General features: G+C 33.0%; 30 protein-coding genes. 9 read left to right on the top strand and 21 right to left on the bottom strand.

From position 1 onward, the window contains the following. Positions 1 to 96: 96 nt before the first annotated feature. The 9 genes from NPIRD3C_RS02900 to NPIRD3C_RS02860 form a co-directional block, all read right to left on the bottom strand. Positions 97 to 702 (bottom strand): hypothetical protein, encoded by a 606-nt coding sequence (locus NPIRD3C_RS02900; protein ID WP_192827863.1) that lies wholly within the window; start codon positions 700 to 702, stop codon positions 97 to 99. Between the two features lie 310 nt (positions 703 to 1,012). Further along, positions 1,013 to 2,539, bottom strand: a complete 1,527-nt coding sequence (locus NPIRD3C_RS02895) for a 4-hydroxyphenylacetate 3-hydroxylase family protein (protein ID WP_148702764.1) — start codon at positions 2,537 to 2,539, stop codon at positions 1,013 to 1,015. A gap of 72 nt (positions 2,540 to 2,611) precedes the next feature. Beyond that, positions 2,612 to 4,708 (bottom strand): 4-hydroxybutyrate--CoA ligase, encoded by a 2,097-nt coding sequence (locus tag NPIRD3C_RS02890; protein WP_148702763.1) that lies wholly within the window; start codon positions 4,706 to 4,708, stop codon positions 2,612 to 2,614. Positions 4,709 to 4,832: 124 nt separating this feature from the next. Continuing rightward, the gene (locus NPIRD3C_RS02885) at positions 4,833 to 5,786 is read right to left on the bottom strand and encodes a LamG domain-containing protein (protein WP_148702762.1); all 954 of its coding nucleotides are present in this window, start codon (positions 5,784 to 5,786) and stop codon (positions 4,833 to 4,835) included. Positions 5,787 to 5,930: 144 nt separating this feature from the next. After that, positions 5,931 to 6,767, bottom strand: coding sequence for a hypothetical protein (locus tag NPIRD3C_RS02880; RefSeq protein WP_148702761.1), 837 nt, complete (start codon positions 6,765 to 6,767; stop codon positions 5,931 to 5,933). A 212-nt stretch (positions 6,768 to 6,979) separates the two neighbouring features. After that, complete coding sequence (locus NPIRD3C_RS02875; RefSeq protein ID WP_148702760.1) at positions 6,980 to 7,336, bottom strand: reverse transcriptase-like protein; 357 nt, start codon at positions 7,334 to 7,336, stop codon at positions 6,980 to 6,982. Next, complete coding sequence (locus NPIRD3C_RS02870; protein ID WP_148702759.1) at positions 7,326 to 7,769, bottom strand: hypothetical protein; 444 nt, start codon at positions 7,767 to 7,769, stop codon at positions 7,326 to 7,328. The genes NPIRD3C_RS02875 and NPIRD3C_RS02870 overlap by 11 nt, the downstream gene beginning before the upstream one ends. A 35-nt stretch (positions 7,770 to 7,804) precedes the next feature. Then, entirely contained in the window at positions 7,805 to 8,089 is a 285-nt protein-coding gene (locus NPIRD3C_RS02865) for a DUF8036 family membrane protein (RefSeq protein WP_148702758.1), read from the bottom strand. A gap of 25 nt (positions 8,090 to 8,114) precedes the next feature. Continuing rightward, positions 8,115 to 8,417 carry an ArsR/SmtB family transcription factor gene (locus tag NPIRD3C_RS02860; protein WP_148704102.1) on the bottom strand — a complete coding sequence of 101 codons (303 nt, stop codon included), beginning with the start codon at positions 8,415 to 8,417 and terminating at the stop codon, positions 8,115 to 8,117. Between the two features lie 99 nt (positions 8,418 to 8,516). On the opposite strand from NPIRD3C_RS02860, the gene NPIRD3C_RS02855 reads away from it, so the two are divergent. After that, on the top strand, positions 8,517 to 9,398 hold the full coding sequence (locus tag NPIRD3C_RS02855; RefSeq protein WP_148702757.1) for a radical SAM protein: 882 nt from the start codon (positions 8,517 to 8,519) through the stop codon (positions 9,396 to 9,398). Here the strand turns inward: NPIRD3C_RS02855 and NPIRD3C_RS02850 are convergent. Further along, a complete protein-coding gene (locus NPIRD3C_RS02850; protein ID WP_148702756.1) occupies positions 9,395 to 9,844 on the bottom strand; it encodes a hypothetical protein in 450 nt (149 codons plus the stop codon). The genes NPIRD3C_RS02855 and NPIRD3C_RS02850 overlap by 4 nt on opposite strands. Before the next feature lie 38 nt (positions 9,845 to 9,882). After that, positions 9,883 to 10,134: a hypothetical protein gene (locus NPIRD3C_RS02845; protein ID WP_148702755.1), complete on the bottom strand. Its 252-nt coding sequence runs from the start codon at positions 10,132 to 10,134 to the stop codon at positions 9,883 to 9,885. A gap of 81 nt (positions 10,135 to 10,215) precedes the next feature. Here NPIRD3C_RS02845 and NPIRD3C_RS02840 point away from each other — a divergent pair, with 81 nt between their 5' ends. Then, positions 10,216 to 10,707 (top strand): hypothetical protein, encoded by a 492-nt coding sequence (locus tag NPIRD3C_RS02840; protein WP_237087707.1) that lies wholly within the window; start codon positions 10,216 to 10,218, stop codon positions 10,705 to 10,707. Between the two features lies 1 nt (position 10,708). On the opposite strand, the gene NPIRD3C_RS02835 is transcribed toward NPIRD3C_RS02840, so the two are convergent. Further along, positions 10,709 to 11,077 (bottom strand): hypothetical protein, encoded by a 369-nt coding sequence (locus NPIRD3C_RS02835; RefSeq protein WP_192827862.1) that lies wholly within the window; start codon positions 11,075 to 11,077, stop codon positions 10,709 to 10,711. Between the two features lie 131 nt (positions 11,078 to 11,208). On the opposite strand from NPIRD3C_RS02835, the gene NPIRD3C_RS02830 reads away from it, so the two are divergent. Beyond that, complete coding sequence (locus NPIRD3C_RS02830; protein ID WP_148702754.1) at positions 11,209 to 11,556, top strand: hypothetical protein; 348 nt, start codon at positions 11,209 to 11,211, stop codon at positions 11,554 to 11,556. A gap of 95 nt (positions 11,557 to 11,651) precedes the next feature. On the opposite strand, the gene NPIRD3C_RS02825 is transcribed toward NPIRD3C_RS02830, so the two are convergent. After that, a complete protein-coding gene (locus NPIRD3C_RS02825) occupies positions 11,652 to 11,915 on the bottom strand; it encodes a hypothetical protein (protein ID WP_148704099.1) in 264 nt (87 codons plus the stop codon). A 158-nt stretch (positions 11,916 to 12,073) separates the two neighbouring features. Further along, positions 12,074 to 13,195 (bottom strand): rhodanese-like domain-containing protein, encoded by a 1,122-nt coding sequence (locus NPIRD3C_RS02820; RefSeq protein WP_148702753.1) that lies wholly within the window; start codon positions 13,193 to 13,195, stop codon positions 12,074 to 12,076. A gap of 125 nt (positions 13,196 to 13,320) precedes the next feature. Here NPIRD3C_RS02820 and NPIRD3C_RS10590 point away from each other — a divergent pair, with 125 nt between their 5' ends. Continuing rightward, positions 13,321 to 13,476, top strand: coding sequence for a hypothetical protein (locus tag NPIRD3C_RS10590; protein ID WP_182126365.1), 156 nt, complete (start codon positions 13,321 to 13,323; stop codon positions 13,474 to 13,476). 39 nt (positions 13,477 to 13,515) lie between these two features. On the opposite strand, the gene NPIRD3C_RS02815 is transcribed toward NPIRD3C_RS10590, so the two are convergent. The 4 genes from NPIRD3C_RS02815 to NPIRD3C_RS02795 form a co-directional block, all read right to left on the bottom strand. Beyond that, on the bottom strand, positions 13,516 to 14,055 hold the full coding sequence (locus NPIRD3C_RS02815; RefSeq protein ID WP_148702752.1) for a DsrE family protein: 540 nt from the start codon (positions 14,053 to 14,055) through the stop codon (positions 13,516 to 13,518). A 169-nt stretch (positions 14,056 to 14,224) separates the two neighbouring features. Continuing rightward, the gene (locus NPIRD3C_RS02810; protein WP_148702751.1) at positions 14,225 to 14,464 is read right to left on the bottom strand and encodes a hypothetical protein; all 240 of its coding nucleotides are present in this window, start codon (positions 14,462 to 14,464) and stop codon (positions 14,225 to 14,227) included. Between the two features lie 485 nt (positions 14,465 to 14,949). Next, positions 14,950 to 15,300, bottom strand: coding sequence for a winged helix-turn-helix domain-containing protein (locus NPIRD3C_RS02800; RefSeq protein WP_148702749.1), 351 nt, complete (start codon positions 15,298 to 15,300; stop codon positions 14,950 to 14,952). 64 nt (positions 15,301 to 15,364) lie between these two features. Next, entirely contained in the window at positions 15,365 to 16,111 is a 747-nt protein-coding gene (locus NPIRD3C_RS02795; RefSeq protein WP_148702748.1) for a rhodanese-like domain-containing protein, read from the bottom strand. Positions 16,112 to 16,223: 112 nt separating this feature from the next. Here NPIRD3C_RS02795 and NPIRD3C_RS02790 point away from each other — a divergent pair, with 112 nt between their 5' ends. After that, positions 16,224 to 16,610, top strand: coding sequence for a DUF302 domain-containing protein (locus tag NPIRD3C_RS02790; protein ID WP_148702747.1), 387 nt, complete (start codon positions 16,224 to 16,226; stop codon positions 16,608 to 16,610). Between the two features lie 18 nt (positions 16,611 to 16,628). On the opposite strand, the gene NPIRD3C_RS02785 is transcribed toward NPIRD3C_RS02790, so the two are convergent. Next, on the bottom strand, positions 16,629 to 16,943 hold the full coding sequence (locus NPIRD3C_RS02785; protein ID WP_148702746.1) for a hypothetical protein: 315 nt from the start codon (positions 16,941 to 16,943) through the stop codon (positions 16,629 to 16,631). Between the two features lie 76 nt (positions 16,944 to 17,019). Between NPIRD3C_RS02785 and NPIRD3C_RS02780 the strand changes: the two genes are divergently transcribed. After that, positions 17,020 to 17,769 (top strand): hypothetical protein, encoded by a 750-nt coding sequence (locus NPIRD3C_RS02780; protein WP_342399203.1) that lies wholly within the window; start codon positions 17,020 to 17,022, stop codon positions 17,767 to 17,769. A 99-nt stretch (positions 17,770 to 17,868) separates the two neighbouring features. Continuing rightward, entirely contained in the window at positions 17,869 to 18,180 is a 312-nt protein-coding gene (locus NPIRD3C_RS10835; protein WP_237087706.1) for a hypothetical protein, read from the top strand. Between the two features lie 103 nt (positions 18,181 to 18,283). Here NPIRD3C_RS10835 and NPIRD3C_RS02770 read toward each other — a convergent pair whose 3' ends face one another. Next, positions 18,284 to 20,950 (bottom strand): BPTI/Kunitz domain-containing protein, encoded by a 2,667-nt coding sequence (locus tag NPIRD3C_RS02770; RefSeq protein ID WP_160272842.1) that lies wholly within the window; start codon positions 20,948 to 20,950, stop codon positions 18,284 to 18,286. A gap of 160 nt (positions 20,951 to 21,110) precedes the next feature. Here NPIRD3C_RS02770 and NPIRD3C_RS10405 point away from each other — a divergent pair, with 160 nt between their 5' ends. Then, a complete protein-coding gene (locus NPIRD3C_RS10405; protein WP_160272840.1) occupies positions 21,111 to 21,284 on the top strand; it encodes a hypothetical protein in 174 nt (57 codons plus the stop codon). Positions 21,285 to 21,603: 319 nt separating this feature from the next. Here the strand turns inward: NPIRD3C_RS10405 and NPIRD3C_RS02765 are convergent, their stop codons facing one another. Then, complete coding sequence (locus tag NPIRD3C_RS02765) at positions 21,604 to 23,088, bottom strand: thrombospondin type 3 repeat-containing protein (RefSeq protein WP_237087705.1); 1,485 nt, start codon at positions 23,086 to 23,088, stop codon at positions 21,604 to 21,606. A gap of 273 nt (positions 23,089 to 23,361) precedes the next feature. Between NPIRD3C_RS02765 and NPIRD3C_RS02760 the strand changes: the two genes are divergently transcribed. Beyond that, positions 23,362 to 23,877, top strand: a complete 516-nt coding sequence (locus NPIRD3C_RS02760; RefSeq protein WP_148702744.1) for a winged helix-turn-helix transcriptional regulator — start codon at positions 23,362 to 23,364, stop codon at positions 23,875 to 23,877. Positions 23,878 to 23,889: the final 12 nt, after the last annotated feature.

Raw genomic sequence — 23,889 nt, 5'->3', positions numbered from 1 at the left:
AATTGTTTAAGTATCTATTTTCAATTTTAAAAAAGAAAAAAAGAGTAGTTGTTTCTAGTAAGTCACCGCATAATCTAGGGGTTGAGCCATCAGGATTCATCCAGGAGAGAATCCCTCTATTTCTATAACCTTTGCATTACCATTGCTATCTCGTGTAAGTTCAAATTTCATCCATGATTGGTTATTTGTTACATCATCAATGAAGATACCAGTTGGATTCCATTCATTTGTTAGATAATATTCGCCTGGTGTAAGATTTGTGATAGGTACTTCATTTCCTTCAGTTGATTGATAGTTGATCCATCTAGATTGAATTCCTTGTTCAGTTACTTCACAATCCCAATAAACTCTTTGAGAAGTTGGAGAGTTATCACCGTTAATTTTGTATACATCAATTATACAAAATCCAACTTTGATTGATGATGCAGTAACTCCATCAGGTAAAGTGACTATATCTCCTGAAACATTTGGTGTTGATTCTCTAACTGCAAATTCACCTATATCGGCAATATACCAAGGGTTATGTGCTGCATGATATTCAAATTCGCTTACAACTTCTGTCCAAACAAGATTTTCATTTTCATCACATAGTCTTTGTAGAGAATCTTGTGTTTCAGTTTCTGGAACATCAACTCCAGGTATTATTGGAAAAAATTCCAAGTTTCCAACACCAATATTTCCCCAAGCATTAGTAAATCTCAAAGTCTCAGTTTGCTGAATGTTTTGAACTTGAAGATGCTTTGGAATTGATGTGATTATATCGGGTATGAGTCAACGTCAGGGACGCCAACATTCCATTTCCACTAGGAGCTGCTACATCCAAAAGCATTGGTGTGGTAAACATGAATCCTAGTGCTAATAGAACTGGAAAAATAGTTGTTTTACGAAAAATTTTCTATGTTTATGTCATTTTTTGTTGTAATAAATTAGTAATTAATATACTATGACAACTAAAAATTCAAAAATTAATTGTGTTATAACAAAAGTTAAAACAAAAAATCTTTTGTAGATACTAAAGTACAGAGTCTTTTGTTTTAAAGACTCGTTTGAAATATTCTGATGGCTCAGATGGTTCTACAATATCATTTTTAATTCCAGCTAAATTCTTTGCCAGATTCTTTTTGTATCCAATTTGCATTTGCCTTTGTATTTGAATTCTTTGAGCCTGTGGAGAACCTGCACCATGCATTGATTCTGTAAGATACCCAACTGCATTTCTACCTAAAGTCATGTTTTCAATTAATCTAAGAATTCTCATTCTATTTTCAACATCTGTACCTTTTCTTCCAGCGAGATATTTTTTTAGTAATGGGCCTGCTTCTGGATGTCTAAAGTCTTTTTCAGAGGGAAGTGTAACTACCAATCCACCTGCAATGTCTTGTGCAAGTCTGCTAATTTCATAGGGGAATCTTGTGACATTGTGTTTACAAACTTGTGCAAGCATATCATCATTAAGATATACACCCGATTTCATCTTCTGACCTTGATGAGAAGATGCAATACCTGCTGCAAATATTGTTTCATTAAGATGAGTCATCTCAATAATCTTATCTTTAATGTGAGAAACTTTAGGAACGCCATTATAGTCTGCAATTGTTGCTGCAGCTCCGATTAGAACATCACCGAGTCCAGTTTTACAAACATAACTACGTCTATGATAGCATGTGAAACGTTCTATAAGCATTGATGCAAATTCATATTCACCATGCATGAAGACTTTGTCCCATGGAATAAACACTCTATCTAAGATGATTAGTGCTTCTTGTCCGCCGAATTTTGCATTACCATCATCAATATCACCTTCTTCCATACTTCGTGTATCACAAGATTGTCTACCGTAAATGTAAGTAACACCTTTTGCATCTGCAGGAATTGCACCTACAATTGCCCAGTCTTTATCATCTTCTGTTAATCTAATAGTTGGCATTAAAATTATCCAGTGAGAGTTTATGCAACCAGTTTGATGTGCTTTAGCACCAGAAACATAAACTCCGTTTTCATCAGTATCAACAATTCTTGTAAATAAATCAGGGTCTTCTTGTTCAGAAGGTCCTTTACTTCTATCTCCTTTTGGATCAGTCATAGCACCACCAATTACAAGATTTTCTTTTTGAACCATCTTTACAAATTCTAAAAATCTTTTGTGGTAATCTGTACCATGTTTTTCATCGATTTCAAAAGTTGTTGAATGTAAAGAGTTCAGTGCATCCATTCCAACACATCTTTGGAAACATGTACCAGTGTTTTGACCTAGTTTACGTTGCATTTTATTTTGTAAAACTAAATCTTCAGCACTCTCTGCAATATGTAAAAATCGATTTACTTTTAGTCCTGTAATTGATGAATCAGCAGAAGCTAATGCTTCCTCACGTACTGCAAGATCATATGTTTCTGCAACAGCATTAATTGATGGTCTAATAATTGGATGATCTACAGGTTCTTTTACTAATTCTCCAAAAAGGTAAACCTTAAGATCTCTGCCCCTAAGGCTTTCAATATAATCTTCACCAGTTCTAATCGTCTTTAAGACATTAGCCATGTAACAATATCATTTTCATGTGGTATAAATATTCTAAATTAATTTAAGCGTAAATTTAGGAATAAATTGCGATCAGAGGCCTATTCTGACATCTAGAATTCTACATCCCTTTCCTTTTTCCATAACCAGAACAGGATTCATGTCTAATTCTTTAATCTCTTTAAAGTCAGAAACTAATTGTGATAATCTCTGAATACATTCAGAAAGTTTTGTGATATCTGATGGTTTCTCGCCCCTAACACCTTGAAGGAGTTTTTGAGTTTTAATTGATGCAATCATATCATCTGCTTCTTTGTCAGTAACAGGAGCAAGTTTGAATGTAACATCTTTGAGAACTTCAACATAGATTCCACCCATTCCAAGCATAATGACCGGACCAAATCCAGGTTCCAGTTTAGAACCAATGATGAGTTCTTTACCACCTTTAACCATCTCAACAATCAAAACACCTTTGATCTCTGCTTTCTTGTTGTATCTTTTTGCATTCTTCACAATGGTTTTGAATGCATCTTTTACTTCAGTATCATTTGTGATATTAACTTTAACACCACCTGCATCTGATTTGTGAATAATTTGTGGAGATGCAATCTTCATTACAATAGGATAACCAATCTTTTTTGCAATCTTTACTGCTTCAGTTTCATTTTTAGCAAGTGCACTTTTAGGAAGTGGTAAACCATACGCTTTGAGAACTTCTTGACCTTCTTCTTCTAGGAGATTTGGTCTTTTCTCTTTTTTGACTTTATCAAATATTTTTTTGGCTTTAGCCTTGTCAACTTTGAATTTTGTTATCTTACCAGGAGAAGATTTTACCCAGTTAGAGAATCTAATCATTGCAGCAAGCGTTCTGATTGCACCCTCTGCATATGTATAATATGGAACATTCCCATCAGCTAAAATTTCTCTATTTGTAATTCCTTCATCTAATCCCATCAAACTTGCCAGCATTGTCTTTTTGTATTTTTTTGACATATCAACAATAACTTCTGCAAGTTTATCATAGTCTAAGGTTCCAGAAGGAGTACACATAGAGATAACAGAACCTACTTTTGGATGTTTAAGAACACGATCTAGTACATTATGAAATCTATTAAAATCAGCATCACCAACAATATCAACTGGATTTCTAGAACTTCCCCAAGGCGGAATTACCTCATCAATTTTTTTTCTAATACTGGTGATATCTGCCATCTTGATTTTAGCTTTTGAACAGGCATCTGTAGAGATAATTGCAGGGCCACCAGCGTTTGAAACAATAACTAGATCACCACTTGATGGCAATGGTTGTTTTGAGAAGGCTGTTGCATAATCAAACAACTCTTCCATTGTATCAACTCTAATGGCACCAGATTGTTTTAGAAGAGCATCATAAATTTCATCAGAGCCCATCAATGCCCCAGTATGAGACATTGCAGCTTTTGCACCTTCAGGACTACGTCCAGATTTGAGAACAAGTACTGGTTTTTTGAGTTTTTTAGTAATATTCTTACAAACTTTAAGGAATTCTTGTCCATTACCCATATCTTCAAGATACATTACAATGACCTTAGTTTGTTTATGATTTGCAAGAATTTTTAGAACATCAACTTCGCTCATTACAGCTTTGTTTCCAAGACTTACAACAGCAGAAAAACCAATTCCTTGTGCACTAGCATCTTCAACTAGTGCAGCACAAATTGCTCCACTTTGAGATACAAGTGCAATTTTTCCAGATTTTGGTGTAATCTTAAGAAAAGTTGAATTCATCATTGTTTTTGGATCAAGATTCATGACACCAAGACAATTAGGTCCAATTACTTGGATTTTGTATTTTTTAGCAATATCTTTTATTTCTTGTTCACGTTTTGCCCCTTCTTCATCAACTTCTTTGAAGCCAGCTGTGATGATAATTACTCCTTTGATTTTTTTCTTACCACATTCTTCTAGAACTGGTGCAACCAATGTATTTTTGATTACAATAACTGCTAGATCAATTGGTTTTGGAACATCTAAAACACTCTTGTATGCTTTTTTGTAAAATACCGTATCTCTTGAGGGGCTAATTGGATAAACTGTTCCTTTAAAACCATTCATAATGTTTGATGTGATAGTAGCTCCAACACTTCCTCTTTTGTCAGATGCACCAATTACTGCAATAGATTTTGGAGATAAAACGACAGATTCTGTCATGTAACGTTGATCAAAAGATTTTGTATAATAAAGTTATTCACAAGAATATACTATGTATAACTGATCGCTGGAATGAGAAAGTGGTTTCTATAGTGGTTTTTTACCACATAAACAAAAAAGGGGATTATGGTCTTCCTGCTAGCCAGGTTATGATGCTTGCCCGGAGATCATCCCAGAAATCATACAAGTCATCAATCTCTGCGACATTGTCTTGTACTGTTCCATTAACTGACGTAATCTGATTTTGAAGTGATGTGTTTTCTGATTCAAGATCTATGATCCGCTGACCTACATCTACAAATCCGGTCATGTTTCCTATTGCCCAAATCTCTGATTCAGTTAGGACATCATCATAAATTCTAATAAAATCGATGCTACCATTAGGGGTTCCAGACCACCCTCCTATCTTTGGGGCCTCATCATTTAGTATTGTAGTCATTGTTCCTGAACTGAAATCATTCACTGTTTCTTCAACCCCATTTGCCCACATTCTTACACCTGAACAATCTGTTGTATCTGTACCATCATATGTTACTGCAAAAATGTAATCTCCATCTGCAAACCTTGTTGCAGATTCACAAAAATGAACAACACCACTTGTATCATATTGTCTAAATGCAAGCTGTTCACCTCCTAACAAACCTACTATCATGGAATCCGTCGTAACTGGAGATAATGCAGATTTTATGAAAAACTGTGTTTCAGTTCCTAGATCATTCCAACCATCAATTTTAACAACTAATGAAAATGGATCATCATAATCAAAATCAAAGTTATTTTCATTGCTTAAATTAATGTCTGCATCATTATTATCAAATGTAAATCCTCCACCATAAGTAGAATCAACATACAATTCACTGCCCACACTTATCACTCCATCATTTCCATTTTGTGATGAATCTTGTAATGTGTTGTCAAAATTCCACACTCCTACTAAATTTTCAGTCCCTGCCAAATCTGACTCGTTAGGATAGATTAGCAGTTTGTGAGATATGTCCGCATCTGCAGTGGTTGTTGAAACAATTCCAAGCATTCCTGCAAAAAGAGTCATTGCCAGTACTATCGTTTTACTAATCATTGAGGTTTGAAAAAAATACTATGTTAAATATGATATTCATAATTTCATTGAATAATCACAATATTTGTAAAACCTTTGTTTTAAAAATTACAAAATTCACCAATACGTTACATAATCCATCCAAGGATTATGAAAAAAGAAAGGTTATGGCCTGTCAGTAAGCCAATCCACTATAGCATTCTTGATTTTAGTCCATTCCGTGTAGATGTAATCAATTTGGGAGGTGTTGTCCTGAACTGTTGCGTTTACTGATGCTATCTGGTTTTGTAGTTGTTGATTTTCTTGAGTTAAGTTCTCTATTTCCTCAAACAGATTTGGAGGAATGTATGTTACCTGGAGTTGAGGAGATGATGATTGAACCCAAATATCAGCAGATGTTCTATTTGGCACATCATCTGTTGCCATACCTATTGCAAACCAATCTTGTGTTAATGCATCCTGTAAATCTGAATCAGCTGAAGTTCCCAAATCTCTTGTTTTTGTTCCAGCACCATTGCAAATATTGTCTGATGTGAGATATGCAGTCCCATTAAGAATGTCATCCCAAAGATCACTTGGGGATGCAGTTATAGGATCAAATTGTATCGCTTTGATGTTACAATTATCTCCAGTGCTAGGAGCACCTATAGTTGTCTTGAAAGATACATCTGTTATTGTTGCAGAATTTGGAATTGTACTAATATCGAATTTATATGAATGAACTGAACAGTCAGGATAGTTTGTGTTTGTAGTTGCTCTATTGAATAAATTTGAATTTGCATTATAATCTGTACGTGTAGTAGTACAAGTTGATCCTGTGCCAGAATCTGATGCTACACCTTCATGAACTCCATTCACATATCCAAAAGTACATGTGCCATCGCCATTAGCTGTGTGATCATCTGGACAAATAACACCTGCATAAACCATTGCAGTATTGGTGGCTATCGTCATACTTACAGTCAAAAAAATCATTGCCAGTACTGTTGTTTTTCCTATCATTACGGATTCTCAAAATAATGGTAATTTTGTTGTTTGCATAATATCATAAGATAAGCATGAATCAAATCAGTTTGAACTAGAAAATAGTCAGTAAAAATACGATGTCAGAAACTTAAGACATGTCTGTGCTCTTTTTCAGAAACACTTTGCCGTCTTCTTCTACAAACATTATGGTGTAATTGTTTTTGGAATAATTATCTTAATCTCAGTAATTAGCTACCCAGCATCTTTCCTGCCAAATTCTCTTTTCTAGGAACCCAAACAATTGACAAATTTGAAATTTTCCCAATTATGCTCCAAGCTTCTCTTGCCAAATCACGTAGTTGTTCATTGTTTATTGCAAATTCATGATTTAACTGATTAACAGTATTTTTAGAATCACTAAAAATTGTGATTTCTTCTTCAGAATCAACAAACTTGTTTAATGCAGAAATTATTGCTAAATATTCAGCCTGATTGTTAGTAATTTCAGATTTTTTTTCATAAAATGATTCTCCAGTTTCTTTTACAAAGAAACCATATCCACCATTAGGGCCTCCTGAACCATCAACATAAACACTAATTCCCATCTTTATACAACCTCGTTATCTTTACACTTAGATTAACTACTATCATGTAAATGATTGTAGATATTCCTTGCGATGCAATTGATGCTAAATATGGATCATAATTTATTACTAGAAAATAATACTGTAGGACCCATCTAACTATAGTATAAACAATTTCTGCAATTCCAAGAGAGGTAACTAATTTTTTAAGATCATGTTTTAGTTTTACTGTATCAGTCTTACCTGATTTTAGACGATATTTCTTACGATTGTTAAGATAAAACAACCCACTAAATACAGAAAAGTAAATGGCATAATCAGCAATTGTAGTATATGTTGTGTTTAGATAATCAACTTGATCAGATAAAATTTGAGCAATGATTGCAGAAATTATAATTGATGCTGCAAATGCAATTAGAATATTTTTATTTAGTTTTAGATATTCTTGCAACATATATTTTGGCTGGCCTTGTTACAATTAAACTAAGATTAGTCCAAAGTAATTTTTAAGAATATTATTAATCCTACAAGCTCTGCAACACCAACTCCCAACATATATGGGAATATATCGTGTGAGAAAATTTGTTCCATAGAAAAATAAGCCATAGCTCCAATTACATTATGTAAGAATAGCATAGCTGCAACAACAATCATTCCAAGTGGAAGTTGTGCTCTTGTTTTTCCATACATTTTTCCAAATATGACAATCAAAATTCCCAAGATTCCCATATTGATAATTGAAACAATTGACAAAATCAGAGATGTAGGCTCCATTTAGAGAGAGACACCTCTTGAGCTTTTATTTACTTTTATCCAATTTTCCTTCAATTTCTTCAAATGTCTCCATATTTACTTCTAGAAAAGTTGAGATGAAAAACATAACACCGTATTTTTCGCCTGCCTTTGTTATCAAATTATTTTTTTCAAGTACCTTAATGTGATGTTGAATTGCCTTATAATCAAGACCTAACTCATTTGCTAATTGGTTAGTGTTTAATGGATTTTCTTTTAATTTTGAAATAATTTTTAATCTGTTTAACCCACCTCGTGAGCCAGCAAAAATGAACCAGAGTAGTCTTTTTGCATCAGGATCATTTACCATTATTAATGCAAAATCTTCTTGCCTACCACTAAAAGGTATTTTGTGCATAAATAATGAAAGTATAAAAAACATATCAGCCAAAAAATACTGAAATAAAAAATGATGTTAAATTACGATGCACCTCTGTATAGACCACCTTCTGAAGCAAGATCATTAATTTTTCAAGTAACATTGGGTTGCTCATTTAACGAATGTTCTTTTTGTGATATGTACAGATCAAAAGAATATTCAGAAAGACCATGGGAAGAAGTAAAATCAGAAATTGACATGATGGCAAAATATTTACCAGAAACTAGAAGAGTTTTTCTAGCAGATGGAGATGCATTAAATCTTGATTCAGAATATATGATAAAGATTGTAAAGTACATTAGAGAAAAATTTTCAAACATTGAACGAATTTCTTGCTATGCAATGCCCATGAACATTCTAAAGAAAACATCAGAGGAGCTAAAGAAAATGAATGAGGCGGGTCTTGACATGTTTTATTTAGGAATCGAGAGTGGTTCAGATATTGTCCTAAAAAAAGTAACAAAGGGCGCAATTGCAAAAACTATCATAAAGTCAGTCAACAAGGCAAAAGAAGCTGGATACGTAATGTCATGTATGGTGATTTTGGGATTGGGTGGTAGAAAATATTCAAAAGAGCACATCAAAGGAACTGCAGAAGTGATTAGTGCTTGCTCTCCACATTACGTAGGAGCATTAACTCTTTATTTAGAAAATGGAATTAAACAAGAATTTCTTGACAAGTTTGGAGGGGAGTTTGTTAGAATTGATGATGATGAATCATTAGAAGAATTACATGATTTAATCAACCAAATTAATACTAAAGATGAGATTGTGTTTAGAGCAAACCATGGCTCAAATGCATATACTATCAAGGGGACTTTCCCTCAAGACAAGCAATCAATGCTAGATAAGATAGAGTGGATGAAGCAACATCCAGAAATTATGCGTCCTCAAGGACTAAGAGGATTCTAAATAAAATTTTCTTGATTTAGATATACTACTTTGAATATATTTACTGAATAGTCTCCATCAAAAATCTTCTTTATTTCTCCATTTTCAGAATGCAACACTCTGAATTTGTATTCATATTGTCCATTTTCTGTCACATCAGTCTGAGCAAAATGTACTGCATCATTATTTTGAAAAATCTGAATTATGACAGGATAGCCTTCAACATGATTTGCAATTTTTCCTTCTACAAATGCCCATGGCAAAACATTATCTTCAGATGCATGAAAAAGAATTGTTGACTTTTCAAGTCCCAGAGTTCCACTTAATGGAATAATTTCTGTTTGAGGTTCATGTGTATGACCATTAATCATTATTTGACCATAATGTGGATGTGCAAAAATAGAATCTACAGATAGGGATATGAGGACAACTGCAAAAATACCTGAGAATAAAAGAGTGTAATTCATATGAAAATCTCATCAGAGCTTAATTTAAGATTTTTACTTTACAAATTATCAATTATAGGTTTAAGATTATCTGGCAATTCTGGTAATTCAGTGTGGCTCTCATTATTTTGAAGAATTTCAGGGCCTATACGTCGAACTTTTTGAGTTCCAATCAAAGTATCAATATTTCGTTGAATATCTTTTTCTGAAAGTATGGTTTTCAATTTTTCAAGCACAGTTGCTTCATCTTCATATTTTTTAATCCCATATTGAACCAAGATTGTTTTTTCTTCAGATGAAAATTCAGTCATAATTGTTCTAGATTGTTTTAGGCTAAAAATCTTTGATTATTAAAATACAGTTAAAATATGATGAGTTGTAAATCATCATGTTTGGTAAGTAAATTACAACTAATACAAAATGTTCTAGGTATGAAAAGATATGCTACAATTGCAATAGTTAGCGGTGTAGGGTTAGGAATAATCTATTATTTTTTAACAATGTCATTGCTACCTACTCATTTTGATATAGCAATAGAATTAGCTCCATCATATATTGTAACATCAATAGGATTAACAATTACAATATCAGCATTAGCTGGAATCAATTTTGCAATGATGGCCTTTAAAATGAAAAGAATGAAAATGATGAATTCGGTTAAATCAAATTCATCAGCAGTTTTAGGAGGAGCATTTGCTGCATTTACTCCAGGATGCCCTGCATGCACTGCTCCACTTGCAGTAATTTTAGGCGCAATTGGAGGATTATCATTATTTCCAATGCAAGGATTAGAATTGAAATTTGTTTCAGTAGGAGTATTAATTTTCTCTATTTATTGGATATCTAGAGGCCTACAAAGTAAAAGTTGTTGTAAAATAGGATGAATCAATTTTTGTTTTGATTTTCGTAGTAAAGTCGTATAACCTCATCAACTATAGTATTGGTATCACCATCTTTTTCAGAACTTACAAGAAGTAAGTGATCGTCACCAAGATAAAATGAGAATCGTTTAATTTTGTCATATTCACCAAGGGTGTAGATAGTTTTTCCTAGCCATTTTGACATGTCTTTACGTGTTTTCCAGTCCAATATTGAAAGATTTACTAGTTCTTTTTCTGCATGATCTGAAAGCAAGTTTTCTACTCCTTCCCTCATACCACCACCAATCCGAACTGCCCATTCATCATATACTGTTGCAAATCTAATTTTGGGATCAGCATCTAAAATTTGCGAACAAAATTTTTCATAATCCAATACTATTCGATGAATTATGAATTATTAAAGTAAAAAAATCAATTCAGGCGTTATTTACTAAAAATATGACTAAAAATAATATTTAAAATGGTTTTAGAAAATCTTATCATCTAGAAAGATTTCTTAGAATTATGGAAATTCAGGATGCTGTTGAAAAAATTTTGAAAATCAGTCCTTCTGTAAGAGTAGTGAGTGTCTGTGATCTCAAAGGCAATTTGTTGTTCTCAGCACGTTCTAAGAAGGTAAATCTTTTGGTGTCAAAGAAACAAAGCATGGCATCATTAAAGGCTGCAGCAAAAGATTGGAAACAACGCAAAAAACTGATGAGAAGTCTAGGAGCATGCAAATATGTTGTTGCAGAATATGACAAAGTCAAGAGATTAGTAATTCCTGCAGGAAAAAACCATATTCTGTATATTACCACAACTGCTTCTCTAGATCATAACAAAGTTGTTAGAAAAGTTCGTTCTTTCAAGTAACTAACAACTAAAATTTTTTTAAATAATTTTTTATTTTAAAATAATAGATAAAACCATCTAGGGAATATACATACATTAATTGTTTTAATCGACTATCAGAGTTTTCGTTTTCCAGTGCCTCGTCCTGAACTGACCCACATTCCTTTAGTAGATTTTACTGGTGTGCTTTCTATATCACCAAACTTAATCTTGCCAGTTCCACGACCTACTGTGATGTACTTGTTTGAAGATGCCTTTTTTCTTTCTTCTTGGAGTTTTTTGAAATCATTTCCAGCCCAAGCTGAGTCTTTGTCATCGACTTCAATTATTCTTGTACCTCTACCAGTTCGAATTTTTCTTTTTACCAAAATGAACCACATATAGATACTAATTATCATTAATAAGATTTTGAAATGTACGTAACTATGAGATAAAGTCATAATTTTGACTAATAATTATAGCATATGGACCTACGGGGATTCACCTACCCATTTTTGGGATAAAAATGGACGCAAATAGACTAAAAATAATAAAAAAATTAGAAGTTAGGAAGATTATTTTCTTCCAAGTAGGAATTCCATCCTTTCATGCCACCATCTAGTATTTGATAATCATATCCTTCGTTTGCCAAAGCAAATGATGCTATCACTGCTCTATTTCCTGAAGCACAGATAATCACAATCTCTTTGTCATTTGGAATCTCTGAAATTCTATCTGAATCATAGAGTTCGCCCAATGGAATGTTTACACTAGATGAAATTGCAGTCTCTGCAACTTCTTCAGGCTCTCTTACATCAAGCAAGAAGATATCTTGGTTTGAGTCTAGTTTGTTCCAAAGAGCATCTGCTGAAACTTTCTGATCATAGTTACTTTCTACTAATCCTTTGTCCCAGCTTTCAATACCTCCTTCAAGATATGATACATCTAATCCCATCTTGGCCATCATTGAAGCAGTTTCTGCTGCTTTGACACCATCATAACCAACTAGTACGACACTAACTGATGTTGGCATTTTAGGCAAAATCTTTTCTTTTGCATGATCATCACAGGATCCCTTTGCAGATCCTTCAATGTGACCTTGGTTGTAATCTTCTACATCTCGAATGTCAATTACAAACAAGAGTTCTTCTTGTTGCATTTTTGCATACAAATCATCAGCTGAGATTGCAAAGTCTGTGTTTGTTACAGTAGATTTATCCATGTATTTTTGGATTTTGTCTTGCAGTTGTTGTTTTAATTCAGGATCATCAACTGCTTGTTCAATCAAATTAAACATAATTTCATGATGTCTTTGCATTTCATCTAGAACTGGTTGTTTCATTTCAGAATCACCAACAGCACGCATTATCACATCATGCATTGATTCATGTTTTTTCATAGAATCATGCGTACCACTTTGCATCATGGTTCCCATTTGTTGATCTTGCATCATGGTTCCATTTTGCATCATGGTTCCCATCTGCTTTTGGTGTTGAGATGACATACTGCTCCAATGTTGTACCATCATAGGATTATTTCCCATCATTTGGTCAAATTTTTCCTGTGTGGTAAACTTCATAGAAACAGGATCATAGGTTGCTGAAAATATGGCATAGCTGGAGGCCAATCCGACAAAAAATACTCCAACTACAATTGCAATCCATAATGGTTGACTTACCATGAAAAATGATATGTGAATTTTGAATTAAAATAGAAGATACATTTTTCAATGATGAATTTCAAGTGTGGAAATCGTTTTTGGAAATTATGTATTTTTGTAATATATCATCATGAGATAACCTATTCATGAAACTACGATTAAAGAATACAAATTTTTCAGAGAATATTGGATTCTATGCCAAGATTACAAGAAAATGTCTTGTTTGTGATAGTGCAAAGATTTTTTCAAATGAATTGGGAATATCATGTGACAATTGTGGTTCCTCACTAGATTTTGAATAAAACAGTTGTATGAGAATTTAAAAAATAAAAAAAGTGATGTTAGTAATCTAACACTACATCAACTTCGGATAGTATTTTTTGAATTTTAGGCATGTATGGATGAGGATCAACTTCTACACCACGTAGAAGATTATCTACATCAAAGCTTCCTATGCAATGTTCACATGCAATAACCCTACCACCATTGTTCAAAAATTCCTTTAGGGCTTCATGCTGAACTGTAAGGGCTGTAGGTCTGTCTTCATCTGCAATGCGAACACCATCAACATCCAAGAAAACTATTACATCTTTTCCAGCACTTTGAAATGCCTTGGCATGTTGAATGCCCATCATAGATGAATGTACTTGGTGTTGACTGTTAGGATCTCCACTAGTGATATGAACAACATAGAGTCTATCATCATATCCAGTGCCTAATCCCATTCGTGCCCGTTCACCTTCTAGTCCTAATTCAGAAGAACTTTGAGCACCAATTAGGGCATCTGCCTCATAATTTCCACCATGGAATGATATTGCTGCAACAACCAAAAGAGTAGCCAATACAGTTCCAGAAATGGAATATTTCAGAATTGATTTCATTGCAAACTAATAATAAAAAATTAATTAAAAATCAAACATACATTTTCCATTGATGGCTTTCAGATGTGGAAATCATTTTTGAGATTAATGTTTGTACCACAAAATATTAAATTAAATAAAAATAACTTTTGTTTTTTAAAAAATAAAAAATGGTCTTTAAACCAATTGACTAACTTTTTCTTTCTTTTTCATACTTGTCATCGTCATCTCTTTCTGATTCGTGTTCTTGTTCATGTTCTGATTCGTGTTCTCTTTCTTCAGAATCATGATATCTATCGTCATCATCATAATCTCGTTCATATTCGTCATCATCGTATTCATCATAATCAGCAAATGCAACTTGTGCACTTGAGATAGTTAAGACAAGTACAGCACCTAAAAAGAGTGCAGTGATTGATTTTTGTTTCATATGTATAGTATGGTAAATTTGAGATTAAAATGCAGAATACCTTTTCCATCAATGGCTTTCATTGTTGGAAATCTAGATTGAAAATTATCTATTTTTGTAATATAGAATGTTACCGTAATTACATTATGAAAAGCCAACTAGCAAATCTAAATTTCTCAAATCAACGTAAAGTTCACCAAAGAAAAATAAGAATTTGTCTTCAATGCGGTAGCGGAAATACATGTGTAAATCAATATGGAATATTCTGTAAGAGTTGTGGATTTTTGTGGGAACTAAAATAAAATGACAGCAGTATGTAAAGGGATTTGTGACACACTGAAAAGTACTGGAATTGCAATGAAATTGAAATATCAAGAAGGGCAGAAACGATGTACTCTTTGTGAGGTGTTTATAGATTGTAAAGGAAATAGGTGCCCTTGTTGTCGCATCAGATTACGAACAAAATCAAGAAGCAGTCGCTCAAAACTCAAAAGAACAAACAGAAATTACCAATAAGCACTAGTTCCCATACCATCATTGTCTACGATTTGTACATCTAATGATTCTAAACCAAATATAACATAGATTGCCTTTAGTCTATTTTGATAAAGAAAGTATTTCTTTCCATCATCAGTAACAATAGAACCTGTAACTTTGAGAATTTTGCTTTCCTCAAGTTCTTTTACACGTCTATATGCAGTAGTCATTGGAATATCACATTCCTTGACAATCTCTACAACAGATTTTGGTTTTTCTATGGTATAGTTCATGATTGTTCTAGAATAATCATCAGATAATGCTTTTAGAATTGCTTTTCTAAGATTAGAGTCCCTTGCTAGAATTTTAAAATCTGCCAATTACAGAAATTCAATTTGTCATAACATATAATCTTGATTTAATAAAAAGAAAGAATTGAGGAATTTACATTCCTGATTGTGCTTGAATCATTGGATTCCATGCCTTCATTCCACCTTCCAATACCTGAAAGTCAACACCTTCTTGTGCAAGGGCATAGGTAGCAATTGTTGCTCTGTTTCCAGAACCACAGATGATTACCACTGGTTTATCAGTAGGAATTTCATCCATTCCACCTGGTTGAAATATTTGGGCAAGTGGGATATTTACTGCACCATCAATTTTTGATTCTAATAACTCATTAGGCTCTCTTACATCAAGTAAGAATATGTCCTCATTTGCATCAAGTTTTTGCATCAATTCTTTTGAATCAATCACTGTTTGAGAACGAGTCATAAGATCCCCATCCAAACTAATACCTCCATCAAGATAGAACGTCTGAATTCCCATCTCAGTCATGGCTTGAGCTGCTTGTTTTGCTTGAGTTCCATCATCATCAACTAAAACAAAATTGTATGTTGATGCAACTTCAGGCAATCTATTTTGGATTGTTTTTACTCTTTTTTCTAGAGTTGTAGAATCTAAAACATCATGAGATGCGCCATCAATATGACCTGACTGATACTGTTCTGCAGTTCTAATATCTATAACAAAAACACGTTCGCTGTTTTGCAGTAACACATCAACTGTATCTGCATTTACTGCAAATTTATCAACAGTGTCCTCTACAGTATTTGTCCCCAAAACTATTGCACCAGTTATTGCAATTCCAACAATTACAGATGCAATAATTCCAATATTTTTTGTTTGCATAAACAGAGAAAAACATGAATCATTATTATATTAAAACACATTTTTCATCAATAGTTTTCAAGTGTGGAAATCGTATTTTTGCAATATATGATTAAAATGAAAACTATATCCAATGAGTTTTACACATACGGTAAAAACACAAAAGAGCATTGATGAGGTAATAACTACTCTGACAGAAGATCTAAAAGAAATAGGATTTGGAGTGCTTGAGACTCTAGATTTTAAAAAGATTTTAGCAGATAAAGGACTGAAATTTGCAGATAATTACAGACTCATGGAGGTATGTAATCCCAACTTGGCAAAACAAGTTCTAGAGGCAAACCCAGACTTGGGATTATTATTGCCATGTACAATTGCAGTATATCAAAAAGATAATGAAAATTACATCAGTTTGGCAAGACCTACATCTTTACTTTCTATGGTATCAGAAAATAATCTCAAATTTTCAGGTGAAGAAATAGAAGACAACCTCATAAAAGTAATTGAAAAAGCAAAATAATTTTTAAAAAAAATAGAGTTATGGAATTACCACATCAACTCTATCTTGTAGTCTGTCATAGTATCCATTTAATTCCATTGCAGGAACATAAAATGTAGCAGATACTATATCGCCAACTTGTGCACTGCATTGAGGCACAACAACACTTACACCATACTGAGATTCTCCAACACAACCATGCTCAATAATTGCAAGCACAGTTACATCTTCAGTGACCTGTGTTGGAATAAAGTTCCATGGAGTGAGTGTGAAAACAAGAACTACTGCTAGTCCTGCTGCCATCAATGCAATAATTGCAAGTCGTGGCGGTTTCTTTTGTTTTTGTTCTAACATTTTCCTCATACTAATTAGGAAAAAATTAGTTATAATATCAAGAAACAATTTCTGTATGTGACAACCACATATGGAAATGGCCTTGGTTGTTAAATCAGCTAATGCCGTATATTACATGTGTGTTGATGTGCAGGTTCAAAAATCCTACCCCGATAATTGTTCCAAGAAACTAAGTGGTTTTAGTATTACCACAACTGTATTGTTCGTCCTACTTTTCAGTATTGGAACGATACCTGCATCAGCACATACTTCTGTTGATATAGATAATATGCAAATTGATGTAGGGTGGAGTATAGAACCTCCTGTTGTAGGAATCAGAAATGATTTTGTCTTTAAAATTATTGAACATGGTGAAAAAGAAAACACCTACACAGGAATTACTAGTGCATTCAAAAATTTAGAAGCAACTGCAATGTATGGTGGAGCTATTAAAAAAATTAACATTAATTCTGACCCAAGACCAGGATACTATTTTTCACCTGTAATCCCAACTAAAACAGGGTCTATTGTAATTGATCTTAAAGGAAATATCAATGGAATTAATGTAGATGTTCAAATTCCAATTGAGGATGTAGAATCAACTGCAATTCTAGACTTTCCACAAAGAAACTCCCAGACATCAGATTCTGAAGTATCTGCCCTAAAAAATGCAATTTCGTCCTTACAAAGAGAAGTATCTTCTATCAAAGTGAATTCAGATGAAGGTTCCAGCATTGATGGAAATTATGATTTGGTGATTTTTAGCTTATCTATGGCTGTAGCAGGAGTGGTTTTGGCAATTGTTGCTATGACTAGAAGATACAATCATGTTGCTTTGGTTAATTGAGGCTAGAGTTGTCTAGTATTTTGGTATGATTTCCATACTTGAAATCCACTACTGAAAAATGTATTCTTGATTTTTAATCAAATTTGCACTAGTATATTCATGTCTGCAATAAAGAGACAACCAAATCAAGTAAAAAGTTCATCAGATAAGAAATCACTACTAGTTATTGGAGGAGTCATTGCAATAGCTTCAGTGGTTTTGTTTGCATATCTAATGTGGTATGTAGCACCAGAGGAGAATTTGGAAAGTGTCAAAATAGTAGCAGTTACAGAATCAGGATGTATTGGAGAGACCTATGATGGCTATGCAGTCAACATAGGAGCATGTGATGCATCTCCAGGAGAATGGGTTACTGCAGCAGTTGACCAAAAAGCCAAAGAAAGAGCAGCATTGATGAACCCAACAAGTTAATTTTTTCTTCTTTTTCTTATTTTTAGATTGAATCCACGTGGATTCACCCATATACCATTTTGGGGTTAAAAATGGACGCAGATAGGCAAAGATCAATCAAAAATTAATTCGCAACATCAAAATGAATTATTTCTGTAAACTGGTAAGATTTTTGATTATTTGCTTTATCTACAAGATTCATTTGAGTTAACCCCCATTTTCCTGGAGGAGAACCTTCTGGCAAGATCAAATCAATTTCATATTTTTTTAGATTATTAGGAATTCCATCAAAAAATAAGGTATAGAAATTTTCATGATAATGATAATTAAAATGATCAATGCCTTGCGGATCACGTAAAGTGTAGCTTACCAACCCCAATCCAGATTTATCATCACTTGCAAAATACACAATATTGACATGAGTCTCACCATTTGGTGTCTGAGGATTTGTTGGAATTGCAGTTATGGTAATATCATTTACATCAAGATATGGGACAATGACATCAGGATTGTCAGTAGTTATCATAATAGAGTGATTTTCTTCAGAGAATTCTGTAAAATCTACACTTTGTTGATTTCCAGCCATGTCTTCCATTTGAAAATACATTACACTATACAGACCTGATTGGTTATATTCTGTTAATTCAAACTCTACATTACAAGTTTGTTTTAGATTATCAAATGTCCCCCATGAATCCATACTGTAACTCTCAAGGTCTTCATGTGCAATACGAACAAAACAATTTTTCATTTGACGGTTTTCATCTACTTGCCAAGAAACACTTAGAATTTCAATGGGCTTAGAATATTTAGAATTGTCTTTTGTTTTATCTAATTTCAAAGTGCTAAATACATAATTTGGAGGAATTACATCCTCATCGGAATTATTTACAAACAACTTCCAACCAAAATCATTTTGTCCTTCAAATCTTTGATTGCCATTTTGATCAGTAAGGACTATCTGATCAGTATACCAGAATCCATTTTTTGCATTCACATCAATTACTAACTGTCCACTTAGAACAGAACCCAGAGTTCCATCAACAGGATACAGATAAACATCCTCAAATGTACCAATCTCACTGAACAAACGAAGATATGCATGTTTTGCACCTTCAAATGAATTAGTTGCTTTAAGACCAATAGTAATTGTTACATTTTTGTTTTCATTTTCTTTACCATCCACTTGAATATCCACATTAGTTATCTTCCCAGGATAGATGTAATCAGGTGATAAATTATACACATCAAATGTTAGATCTTCACGAATTTGTGATATGTAGATACTTCCTTGCATAATTTTATCTCGAATAAATTCATATTTTTCCAATGAACGAGACTTTAGTTTATCAGGATTTGTAACAAAATATGCAATGCTTTCGGCCATATCCTCATCAGGATTTATTGCATGTGCGTATGAGCTTACAAATTCAGTTGTTTTACTAGTAGACCACCCTGAATCACTATTGTCTTCATACCAATTTCCAAGTAATATCCAATTATTTTTTAGTTGATCAGAAAATAGATGTTCCCACATAAAATGGGATTTTTCATGAATAATTAATCGATGTAGATAAGAATCATCTACACGAAATGCAGATTCCATAAATTCAATATAACCTGGATTTAAAAATGACCACGCTACAGCTGGTGCTTCAGGATATAATGGATGAGGTACGCCATCTGCTCGCCTGACTAAATATTGTAATTCATCTATTGAATGAAAGCCATCAGGCATCTCTTCAAACATGTTGATTATTTCTATTATTTCCCATGAATGAAATTGTTGAAAGCTGTTTTCAGATTCAACAGTTGTGTTTTGAGTTAATTTCTCATAATCAGGAATTACTGTAGAAACACCATATCTTTCATTGAGGATTTTCTCTATTGCATCTTTGTTGTTTCCACCTTCAGTTACAAAATTAACAAGAGCATGATGAAGTCTTTGGGAAAAATATTTTCCACGTTTATCTTCTATTTGAACAATTTTTGGGTTTGCATTTTCAAATGCATCCAAAGATATTGTTATAATTTGAACAGAATCATTATTTGTAATTCTAATATCATCATCAATATGTTGATCAGTTAAAATCCATTTGGAGAGATTCAAGTTTTGATTTTGATAATAATTTCTGCTTTCTTGAGGTATTTTCTTCATGGTCTCAAGTATTGCATAAGAGTGATCATCTTTCCATTTTAGATTTTCATCACTGAGTAAAACTCCATAATCATGTTGTAATTTTTGTGCAGTGGAAATATCAGGAATGATAACAACATCATCTAAAAATTTAATTCTCAATGGTTTGTTGATATGAGAACTATACTCATAGCCTGAAATTGTATCATCTTGTATCCAATGAAAAGCATAATCACTATCAAAATCATTGATTATGTTTTGATTAGAATCATCAATTACACTAATTGATGATAAATCGTGTATTGATTCACATTGTATTTGACACTCAGATAACAAATTAAATGGAACTGTTCCCCCACATCCACCCCAAATGAAATTATCACATGATAAAGTTTCAGAATTAAAATAATATTTTTCAAATGCAGCTTTACACAATCCAGGATCAGGTTCTACATTACAAGAATCTGTGTGATTAGTAAAAGGTTCAATCGGCATCATGCCCCATCCTCTCTCTACTAATTTTTCTGAAGTTGTGGGACTCACACAATTAGGCTTGTTATTTGATAATTTGAGAATTACAATATTCCCCATACTACATTCTTGTGAAAATGATTCTTGTATTCCAAAAAGTCCAAACAATAGCAATGGAATCACTACCCAAACCAGCCTCATAATCAAACGTTTTTGTGAGGAGATTCATAAATTGTTCTATGCCATTTTTAATCGACCTAACAAATGTTAGCACAATATTACTTTAAATGCAAAACAAGTCCCAATATTTTTGAAATGATTTTGTTAAATGAGAAAGATCAAAATGAATGATGACTGTAAAAATTGTCCACACTCAAAAGAGGATCATAAGCTGGCATTAGGTCGCATTGGTACAGGGGATTTTTTACCAGGTACATCAATGCCAAGTGGAAAATTGCAATCAAAAATATTGTGTACTAAATGTTCATGTAAAAACTACGTTCCAAAAGAAGTTTGAATACTAGTTAAACTGCTTATTGTTAAATGAAAATTTATGTTTGAAAATCATTTTTGAAAGTACTGACTCCGTAGAGGCCCATCTATTTGTTCATAGATAAAAAAGATTCAATTTAGTATCCACGGGGATTCAGCCACTGTTTTGGGGACAAAATAAGACGCAATTAGGCTTAACATGTTATGCAGTTTACCAAGTACTAATCATTTCCATATATCTAAAATTATGATACAAGATTGAACTTGAGGTTAGATTAAATACAAATTTTGCAAACAGAATTATGAAAAATATTATTGAAACAATTGTTGACTTTTTTACTTCACTACTCGGGTAAAGGAGTCATCATGACTAGTCCTGAATTATCAGGAACAAATCTTATCATGGAAATGTCTTCTCCCAAAACATTTCCTTTTGCATCTAATTCATCAGGAATCTGACCATCAACTGTCACTACCATTTTTGAAGTGACAAATTCATTTGGAACATACATTACAACATATTGCGGTCTGTCAATTTCAAATGAAATCAATCCTATCTCATGGACAAATTGAAAATTCGATATTATTGCAGGACTTTGTATATCAATTACTTTAGATGTTCCTTTGACAAATTGGGGTTGGAATTTTTCTCTTTTATCTAATGTCAAAGAGTCTGTTTCATATTTTTCTGAATCTTGAATTTCTCCTTTTAACCCATCAATACAGTAATTTTGATCTTGTTTATTCTCAATTAATTCACATAACTTTGTGCCTTGTTTAAAATCATGATTAGTGAAAAATGCCAGAGTTCCTCCAATAGACATACTACATTCAGCATAATCAATAGTATTCAATTTGGATTTACTACAGAGATTGTTGATTACATCGGAAGTAATTCCTTGTCTTGTTAGAACATTATCCGTATATTGCATCATTACTCCTCTCACACACAATCTATTTTGATAAAATGACATATCATGACACAATTTCAAAGAAGAATCCAGGTCATCATCAAAATAATGTACCATGCCATGTCCTAATCCATGTACACAATCTTGATAGTTTGAAGAACCTATCAAATCATTGCACATAGAATCATAATCAGAAGGAAATTGTGCTCCATCTTCTTGAACATCATGAAAATATGCCGCTATTACCCCATGAAAATATCCTCCCCTACACATTGTTCCATCCATTCCAATTAGATTTTCAATAACATCTGGATTTTCATTAAAAGCTACGTGTCCTACTTCATGAGAAACAAAATGACAATCATCAATTAATCCAATTTTAGATAATGCTATTGACAATTCCAATGCATCAGAATTGTTTTCTTGATTCTCTGCAATCTTGCCAAAAAATTCAGAGTAACATACAAGACGCAATGTTCCATCATCCATATCTGCACATACACGTAGGTCTTGGAGATATTTTGTTGCCAGTTTTTCTGAAATAGGTAGAGGATCAGAGTCATCTACATCTAAAATTCCGTCATTATCATCGTCTGTGTCTTTGAATGAACCTATTCCATCAAAATCAAAGTCTGCCCAGTCTGTAGGATCAGTGTCAAACTGGTCAAGAGAATCAAAAATTCCGTCATTATCATCATCAATATCACATTCATCTCCTAGTTTGTCTGAATCAAAATCTGTCTGATCAGAATTAGTATTTCTTGGACAGTTATCAAGAGAATCAACTACTCCATCTCTGTCTCCATCAAATCCAGCTGGTTTTGCATTAGACACATCATCAAAATTTAGCAAGAGGAATGTAACTGACAAGCCAATTGCTATGACAATAGGAATGATGAAGAATTTACTAATAATCAATTATTTTTTTTTGAGATTTGAATATACTTGGTTTATGATACAAGATTGAACTTGAAAAAAATTAGGGTAGTTTTTCATAACAATCTAAAAAATAGGCAGGAATTAGATGAACCTAGCAGCCGAACAGTAAAGAAAAAATCACCTGCCAATTATGTTTCTAGTTACTGCCTAAAACATTCTATGATACAAGTCTAGATCTGAGAAAACAAAATTTATTAAAAAACTGTAATTATTTGTAGAATAGGTTAAATTCTTGATTTAGCAAGTGACAACATGCCAGAAATGCTAGAATCACCACAAGAAAAAATCTTAGAGTTTATAATTAACAATCCTAGTTCCCACCTAAGAAAGATTAAGAATAATTTGGGATTCTCAATGGGTACAATTCAATACCATCTCAACATTCTTGAGAAAGAAGGAAAAATAAAATCAGTCAAAACAAAGTTTTACAAAAATTATTACCATATTAGTGAATCTGATGATAAAGTGCTTTCTGTGTTTAATTTAGAATCTCCACGAAGTATTATCTTGTATTTGCTCCAACATGAACCATCCACACATCAAGATATAGCAAAAAGAATCGAATTATCATCTTCAACTGTTAGTTGGCACATGAAAAGATTATTGGAATTAAATATTGTAGAGTCAGAATATTCTGGCAAATACACGTTATACCGTCTTGTCAACAGAGAAAATGTATTAGAGAATCTTAGAAAATGCAAATCAACTACATGGAACTCTATAATTAACAACATGGTAGATGTCTTTTCAGCATTTGAACAGAAATAACATAGATCTGGA

Source organism: Nitrosopumilus piranensis (genome assembly GCF_000875775.1).
Classification (GTDB): Archaea; Thermoproteota; Nitrososphaeria; order Nitrososphaerales; family Nitrosopumilaceae; genus Nitrosopumilus; species Nitrosopumilus piranensis.
Note: the sequence above shows the minus strand (reverse complement) of the source record. Positions and strands in the feature narration are given on the sequence as shown.